This window comes from Halomonas rhizosphaerae, from assembly GCF_030010555.1.
Lineage (GTDB): Bacteria > Pseudomonadota > Gammaproteobacteria > Pseudomonadales > Halomonadaceae > Halomonas > Halomonas rhizosphaerae.
Genome location: NZ_JASCQP010000044.1, coordinates 95,467 through 103,190, shown reverse-complemented (window position 1 = coordinate 103,190; position 7,724 = coordinate 95,467). Strand labels below are relative to the sequence as shown.

Sequence of the window (7,724 nt, the reverse complement as noted above, 5' to 3'; positions counted from 1 at the left end):
AGATAGGCATTCTCCGCCCGCAGATATGCCAGCTCCTCGAGCAGCTCCTCATGGGAGCGCTCACCATCGGAGGGAGGCTCGGGCGGTGGAGATGGGGGCTTCTGGGGCATCGGGCGGCGTCCCGTACGTTTCGGTTCCAAGGCGATTAGGCCACCACTATGGTACTGGCGCTCCCATCTGCCAATAGCGCCAGCGGCACGGATATCAAACAGGGCCTCGGTCTGCCGGATCGACAAGCCGTCGCGCCACATCCTTTCCAGCACCTCGCGCTTGAACGCTGGGCTGTAGTGACGGCGTGTCTGGCACAATCCTGAAGGCCCATGCTGCCGGTACTGCTCCACCCATCGCCTGACCATGGAATAGTCCAGACCAAAGTGGTGGGCGACCACTTCTAGGCCGACATCCCCATCCAGGTATTGCTGCACCACTTGCAACTTAAAGTGGTCGCTGTACTGGTTCCTCATAGAAACACCCCGAAGGTTGAATTGGGTGTCCAACTTTCGGGGTGCAGTTCATTTGCTGGGCCGCTTCGCGCAGGCGGTCGTCGAACATCAGGCGGCCGTTCTCGGTGTACAGCCATCCCTGTGCCTCCAGGCTCTCCACCAGGCCGGAAAAAAGCCGGGTATCGAAAAACTCCGGCGCATCCAGCCCCGAGAGCAGGGCCAGCCGTTCGGCGAGCTCGCGGCTGCGCGCGGTCAGCTCGTCGGCCGTGAAGTGCCCGGCGGGCTCGCTCAGCAGCACCGACAGCAGCAGGTAGCCGCGCTCCAGGGAGGGCTGCATCAGGCCCCCGAGCATGCGCAGCTGCTCCCCGGCCTCCAGCGCCTCCCGAGGCCGTCGCCAGCCTTCGGCGTGACGTTCCAGCAGCCCCGCCTCGACCAGGGCGTCGAGCATGGTGGCCAGGTCCTCGCGCAGCGAGGCCGGCGCGGAGATCATCAGCTCCCGGGTGAGGATCGGCCAGCCCGGCGCGAGCAGGGCCTCCAGGTCATCAAGGTCATGGCATGCCTGGTGGCGGAAGGCGAAGGCGGTGAGCCCGGCGAGCGCGAAGAGGTGCAGCACGTTGTTGCGGTACCAGCCCAGCAGGCCGGCCCGGTGGTCATCGGCGACGATGATGTCGCCCAGCGGGTGCGGCCGGCGCTCGACCATCCCCAGGGCGAGCACCCGGTCGAGCCAGGCGTCGGGCGTGCCATCCGGGAGGCTGGCATGACGGCCGCCCGGGAGACGCTGCTGCAGGGCGACCAGCAACGCCAGCTGGCGCTTGAGCAGGCTGGCCTCGATGGCATGGTGAGGGGTGGCCAGCAGGACCAGGGCCACCAGGTTGACCGGGTTGAGGGCGGCGGCCGCATTGATGCGCCGCGAGAGGGTCTCGCCCAGGCCGGGCACGACCCGGGCCAGCCAGGGCGGGCGCGGGTCGTCGAGCCGTCGTCGCCAGCCGGGCACCTCCGCGTCGAGAAAGGCCGAGAGTGACAGGGGCTCGCCGATGTTCACCGTCACCTGCCCGAAGGGTTGGCGCAGCCGGCCGACTACCCGCAGCAGTCCCCACGGGCTCTCCTTGCGCTTCCTGCCGCCATGCAGCTCACGCTGGTAGCTGCCACTCTCGAGGATCCGCTCGTAGCCGATGTAGACCGGCACGAAGACCAGCGGCTGGCCCCCGCCGCGTGCGCTGCGCAGGTAGGAGCGCAGGGTCATCGAGAGCATGCCCGGCCGGGCAGGCAGCATGCGGCCACTGCGCGAACGCCCGCCCTCGATGAAGTACTCCAGCGGGTGGCCGCGAGCGATCAGGCGGTGCAGGTACTCGTTGAACACCGTGGCATAGAGGCGGTTGTCTCGGAAGCTGCGTCGCATGAAGAAGGCCCCGCCGCGACGCAGCAGCGGGCCGACCAGGGGCATGTCGAGGTTGCGCCCGGCAGCGATGTGCGGGGGCATGAGGCCGTCGCGGTAGAGCACGTAGGAGAGCAGCAGGTAGTCGATATGGCTGCGATGGCAGGGCACGTAGACCAGGGTGTGGTCGCCGGCGACGGCCTTGACCCGCTCCAGGCCGTGCACCGCCACGCCGTCGTAGAGGCGGTTCCAGAGACGCCGCAGCAGGCCGGCCATGAAGCGCAGCACCGGATAGGTCATGTTCGAGGCGATCTCACGGCCATAGCGGCGGGCCCGGCCCTCCAGACGCGCCACCGAACGCTGCTCCGCGGTCGCTACCTCGCGGATGACGCGGCGCACCTCGGGACTCGCCGCGACCCCCTCGATCAGGGTGCGCCGATGGGAGAGGTCCGGGCCCAGCACTCGGATGCGCAGGCGTCGAAAGTGCACCCGCAGCAGCCGCGCGACCTTGCGATTGGTGAGGCGGGCCTCGCGCGCGTCGAGCAGCTCGGAGAGCCTGAGCGGCGTGCCGAGATGGACCTCCACATCCTTGCCGTTGACCACCACCGACAGCAGGCGGCGAAGTCGCCCGGTGAGCTGCCAGCTGTCCGCGGCAAGCAGCTGCCAGAAGCCGAAGCGCTTGCCCGGGGCACGCCCCCAGAAGATGCTCACCGGCACCAGCTGGACGTCACGGGCGGGGTCCCGGCGGCACTGCTCGATCAGCGACAGGAAGGGGGCCTCCGGTCGCCGCGTGCGGCGCCACAGGCGGCGGCTCGCGGCGGGCAGCGGCACGCTGGCGGGCAGGGTGACCGCGCCGATGGTGCGCCGGCCACCGGCCGCCGGCAGGCCATGGGCGCGGGTCAGCGATGCCAGCAGCAGGGTGTCGGAGAGCGCCGGGTGCGGGAGCACATAGAGGGTCGGGAGCGTCGGCTCGAGGGGGAGCGCCTCGGGGTCGGGCTCGATCAGCCGGATCCGGGCCCAGCGCGCCATCAGTCGCTCGAGCGGCGCGCGCAGGGCACCGGCCAGCATGCGTGCAAGGCTCATCCTGTCGCCTGTGCCCGGGAGTGAGCCGTCAGTATAGCGGCCCGTTTCCCGGCGGTCAGGGGGCCGGGCTTTTCCCGGGCCGGCAAACATGCGTCAATGCTGTAACGGTATGTGACAGGGACGGTGCCATGCACGGCATGTGGCGAGACGGCAATCACTTCGAACTGCTTCCCGAGGCGGCCCTCTTCCTGCCCACGATGTTCGAGGCCGTCGACCAGGCGCGTCACTCCGTGCTGATCGAGCTCTACCTGATGGAGTCCGGCCGGCTCGCCACCGCGCTGATCGAGGCGCTGGTTCGCGCCGTCGAGCGCGGCGTATCGGTGCTGCTGCTGCTCGACGGCTATGGTGCCATGGGGCTCGCCACCGTCGACCGCCAGCGTCTCGAGGAGGGGGGAGTGGCGCTGCGCTTCTTCAATCCCCTGGGGGTGCAGTCGCTGGTGCGCAACCTGACCCGGGACCACCGCAAGCTGGTGGTGGTCGATGGTGCCGAGGCCTTCACCGGCGGCTTCGGGGCGGTGGACGAGTTCCTGGATGCCTGGTACGAGGTGGCGGTGCGCATCGAGGGGCCAGTGGTGGCCGACTGGGTGCGGCTGTTCTGCCGGCTCTGGGACTCCCCCATGAGTCGCGGGCCGGGCAGGGCCTCGCTCGTGCGGGGGCTGGAACTTGCCGCGCGCCAGCGCGAGGGTTACCGCGGCATGCGCGGCCGCGTGGTCTGGGGGCAGGGCTATCGCTACCAGGCGATCCGCCACTCGCTGCATCATCGGGTCTCGACGGCCACGGAGCGGCTGTGGATCTGTACCCCCTACTTCGTACCCACCTTCACCCTGCGCAGGCGCCTGGCCCGGGCCGCCCGACGCGGCGTCGACGTGCGCCTGCTGCTGCCGGGCGAGGTTCACGACCATCCCGGCGTGCGCTACGCCGGGCAGCGCTTCTATGGCCGCCTGCTGCGGGCGGGGGTGCGCATCTTCGAGTTCCAGCCCACCTTCATCCATGCCAAGTTCTCGCTGGCCGATGACTGGGTCAGCCTTGGCTCGTGCAACTTCGACCACTGGAGCCTGCAATGGAACCTGGAGGCCAATCAGGAGGTGGATGACCCCCGCTTCGCCGCCGAGGTCGCCGGGCTGTTCGAGCGCAACTTCGCGTCGAGCCGGGAGATCGACCCCGAGACCTGGTCCCGGCGGCCACGGATGCAGCGCTTTCGCGAGTGGCTCTACGGGACCCTGGATGCCTGGCTGACCCGGCTACGCTAGCCCGGCTTCGCCGGGCGCTATACGCCTTAAGCCGTAAGCTTGAAGAGACAACCGTTGGTACCTGTACCAGAAGCCACAAGCTGGTTTCCCGCTTCCCGCTTCCCGCTTCCCGCTTCCCGCTTCCCGCTTTCCGCTTCCCGCTTCCCGCTTCCCGCTTCCCGCTTCCCGCTTACCGCTTGCCCTTGCCGCGCCCGGCGGGCTGCTTGCGGCGTGGCTTGGGCTTGGGCGTCTCGGGGGGGACCCGATAGTGAAGGTAGAGGTCCAGCACCAGTTCCGGCAGCTGGGTGACGAGTCCCTCGAGCCGCGTCGCATCACCGGCCAGCTCCGCCATGTCGGGTTCGTCCTCGAACAGGCCGGAAAGCAGCATGAAGGGCAGCAGCAGGGTGGCGGCGGCCTCCTCGTCATCGGCGAACCAGGCGGCCTCGTCGAGGAAGACGCCTTCCATGAAGCCGGCGCACCAGTCGCCGATCGGCGTCTCCTCCGGGGTGTTGTCGCCGAGTTCGAGCTCGAAGGGCAGTTCCGGGAGGCCGCCCGTTTCCAGCACCTCGATGGCGTTGTGCCTGAGCCGCTCGAGCAGCCCCAGGATCGTCTCGCGCTCGGCGTCATCGGCGAAGGCCGGTTCACCATGGAACAGCTCGGCGACCCAGGCCGACGCGGGGGTGTCGCGCGGGGCGACGGCCAGCGCCACCAGGAAGCCGTGGGCGCCGATCAGGTCCAGGGCGTCGGCGTCGACCCGCTCGGAGTCGAGGAAGTCGTCGAGCAGGTCGAGCTCCTCGTCCTCGAGCAGCGGCTGGGGGAGGGGCGTTTCGGCATCGGACATGACGGCTCTCGCAGGGAAGACGGAGGCAGGGGAAGGCTTTACGCCTCGACACGAAGGCGCCATTCTAGCATCCCATGACGATACCCGCGCTTCCCGCCCCCGACCCCACCCGGCTCGACGCCCTCGACCGGGCCGCCCTCCACCGGACCCTCATCGAGCGGGCCGAGGCGGCCTACCAGCTGTGTCGTGAGCTGCATCCCGCGCTGCCACGTCCGGCGGTATGGCTGGACCTGCGTGGCAAGTGCGCCGGCCAGGCGCACTTCGGTCGCCGCGGGCTGCGCTTCAACCCGGTGCTGCTGGAAGAGAATCGCCTCGCCTTCCTGGTCGAGGTGGTGCCCCACGAGATGGCCCACTGGCTGGTGCACCACCTGGAGGATGGCCACCGGTCGCGCCCCCACGGCCGCGAGTGGCAGACCGTGATGTGGCGCCTCTTCGGCCTGGAGCCCCGCGCCACCCACCGCTTCGATACCGGCCGGGCGAGCCCGGCGCCTTACCGCTACCGTTGCGGCTGCCGAGAGCACGGCTTCACCGCCCGACGGCATGCCCTGGTCCGCCGGGGGCGAGGGTATCGGTGCCGGCACTGCGCTGAGACCTTGGTCTATCTCGGTCGTTCCGCTTCCTGAATTTGATCGTAAGTTATTGTGACATATGAGAAAAATGTTTCTACCAATGTCTAAAGGGAAGGCCGCCTCCTGACGTATATGCTGTGGTCAGGTTTTATGGGGCCGGCCCGCCCAACACACAATGCGGCCGGCAACATCCACCTGGAGGGTCCATCCCCCTGGACAGAGGCATATCCATGACCGAGCAGCAGAAAGTCTATCCGGTAAGCGACGAGTTTGCCGCCAAGGCCCACGCCGACAAGGCCACCTACGAGGCCATGTACCAGCAGTCGGTTGACGACCCGAAGGGATTCTGGGGTGAGCAGGCCAAGCGCCTCGACTGGTTCAAGGCGCCGACCAAGATCAAGCACACCTCCTTCGACTCGCACAACGTGGATATCCGCTGGTTCGAGGACGGCACCCTGAACGCCAGCGTCAACTGCCTCGACCGCCATCTCGAGACCCGCGGCGACCAGCCGGCGATCATCTGGGAAGGCGACGACCCCAAGGACGACAAGACGCTCACCTACCGTGAGCTCTACGAGAAGACCTGTCAGCTGGCCAACGGTCTCAAGGAGCTGGGCGTCGGCAAGGGTGACGTCGTCACGCTCTACATGCCGATGATTCCCGAGGCCGCCATGGCGATGCTGGCCTGTGCCCGCATCGGTGCCGTGCACTCGGTGGTGTTCGGTGGCTTCTCCCCGGACGCCGTCGCCCAGCGCGTGATCGGCGCCAAGTCCAAGCTGATCATCACCGCCGACGAGTCCGTGCGCGGCGGCAAGCAGGTGCCGCTCAAGGACAACGTCGATGCCGCCCTGACCCGCGATGGCACCGAGGTGTGCGAGAACGTGCTGGTGGTCAAGCGCACCGGCGGCGAGATCGACTGGAAGGACGGTCGCGACGTCTGGTACGACGATATCGTCACCAAGCAGTCCACCGACTGCCCGGCCGAGGAGATGGGGGCCGAGGATCCGCTGTTCATCCTCTATACCTCCGGCTCCACCGGGGCGCCCAAGGGGCTGAAGCACACCACCGGCGGCTATCTGCTGCATGCCGCCATGACCCATCAGTACGTCTTCGACTACCAGGAGGGCGAGGTCTACTGGTGTACCGCCGACGTGGGCTGGGTCACCGGCCACAGCTACATCGTCTATGGCCCGCTGGCCAACGGCGGCACCACCCTGATGTTCGAGGGCGTGCCCAGCTACCCGTCCCACGGTCGCATGGGCGAGATCGTCGACAAGCACAACGTCAACATCCTCTATACCGCACCGACGGCGGTGCGCGCCCTGATGGCCCATGGCGACAACGTCATGGACTCCAGCAAGCGCGACAGCCTGCGAGTGCTCGGCTCGGTGGGTGAGCCCATCAACCCCCAGGCATGGGAATGGTTCCATCAAGTGATCGGCAACGGGAAGTGCCCCATCGTCGACACCTGGTGGCAGACCGAGACCGGCGGGATCATGATCGCGCCGCTACCCGGTGCCACCGACCTCAAGCCGGGCTCCGCCACCCTGCCGTTCTTCGGCGTGGTGCCGGCACTGGTCGACAACGAGGGCAACGAGCTCAAGGGGGCCGCCGAGGGCAACCTGGTGATCCAGGACTCCTGGCCGGGCCAGGCGCGCTCCATCTGGGGCGATCACGAGCGCTTCGTGCAGACCTACTTCTCGGCGTTCAAGGGGGTGTACTTCACCGGTGACGGCTGTCGTCGCGACGAGGACGGCTACTACTGGATCACCGGCCGCGTCGATGACGTGCTCAACGTCTCCGGCCACCGCATGGGCACCGCCGAGATCGAGTCCTCCCTGGTGGCCCACGAGGCCGTGGCCGAGGCCGCCGTGGTCGGCTTCCCCCACGACATCAAGGGGCAGGGCATCTACATCTACGTGACCCTGGCCGACGGCTTCGAGGAGAGCGACGAGCTCAAGAAGGAGCTGACGAAGTGGGTGCGCAAGGACATCGGCCCGATCGCCTCGCCGGATGTCATCCAGTGGGCCCCGGGCCTGCCCAAGACCCGCTCGGGCAAGATCATGCGCCGCATCCTGCGCAAGATCGCCGCCAACGAGTGTGACGGCCTGGGCGATACCAGTACCCTGGCGGACCCGTCGGTGGTCGACGAGTTGATCGAGCATCGCGCCAACCGCTGAGGGC

General features: G+C 68.2%; 6 protein-coding genes. 3 read left to right on the top strand and 3 right to left on the bottom strand.

Annotated elements, in window-relative coordinates:
* The coding region (locus QLQ83_RS18405; protein ID WP_282733626.1) for a transposase at positions 1-464 on the bottom strand (464 nt) is incomplete at its 3' end.
* A complete protein-coding gene (gene plsB, locus QLQ83_RS18400; RefSeq protein WP_282736947.1) occupies positions 436-2,901 on the bottom strand; it encodes a glycerol-3-phosphate 1-O-acyltransferase PlsB in 2,466 nt (821 codons plus the stop codon). The genes QLQ83_RS18405 and plsB, both read right to left, overlap by 29 nt.
* A 128-nt stretch (positions 2,902-3,029) precedes the next feature.
* On the opposite strand from plsB, the gene QLQ83_RS18395 reads away from it, so the two are divergent.
* Complete coding sequence (locus tag QLQ83_RS18395; RefSeq protein WP_282736946.1) at positions 3,030-4,151, top strand: phospholipase D-like domain-containing protein; 1,122 nt, start codon at positions 3,030-3,032, stop codon at positions 4,149-4,151.
* A gap of 169 nt (positions 4,152-4,320) precedes the next feature.
* On the opposite strand, the gene QLQ83_RS18390 is transcribed toward QLQ83_RS18395, so the two are convergent.
* The gene (locus QLQ83_RS18390; protein ID WP_282736945.1) at positions 4,321-4,971 is read right to left on the bottom strand and encodes a YecA/YgfB family protein; all 651 of its coding nucleotides are present in this window, start codon (positions 4,969-4,971) and stop codon (positions 4,321-4,323) included.
* 74 nt (positions 4,972-5,045) lie between these two features.
* On the opposite strand from QLQ83_RS18390, the gene QLQ83_RS18385 reads away from it, so the two are divergent.
* Complete coding sequence (locus tag QLQ83_RS18385) at positions 5,046-5,594, top strand: SprT family zinc-dependent metalloprotease (protein WP_282736944.1); 549 nt, start codon at positions 5,046-5,048, stop codon at positions 5,592-5,594.
* Between the two features lie 176 nt (positions 5,595-5,770).
* Positions 5,771-7,720: an acetate--CoA ligase gene (gene acs / locus QLQ83_RS18380; RefSeq protein WP_282736943.1), complete on the top strand. Its 1,950-nt coding sequence runs from the start codon at positions 5,771-5,773 to the stop codon at positions 7,718-7,720.
* Positions 7,721-7,724 lie beyond the last annotated feature (4 nt).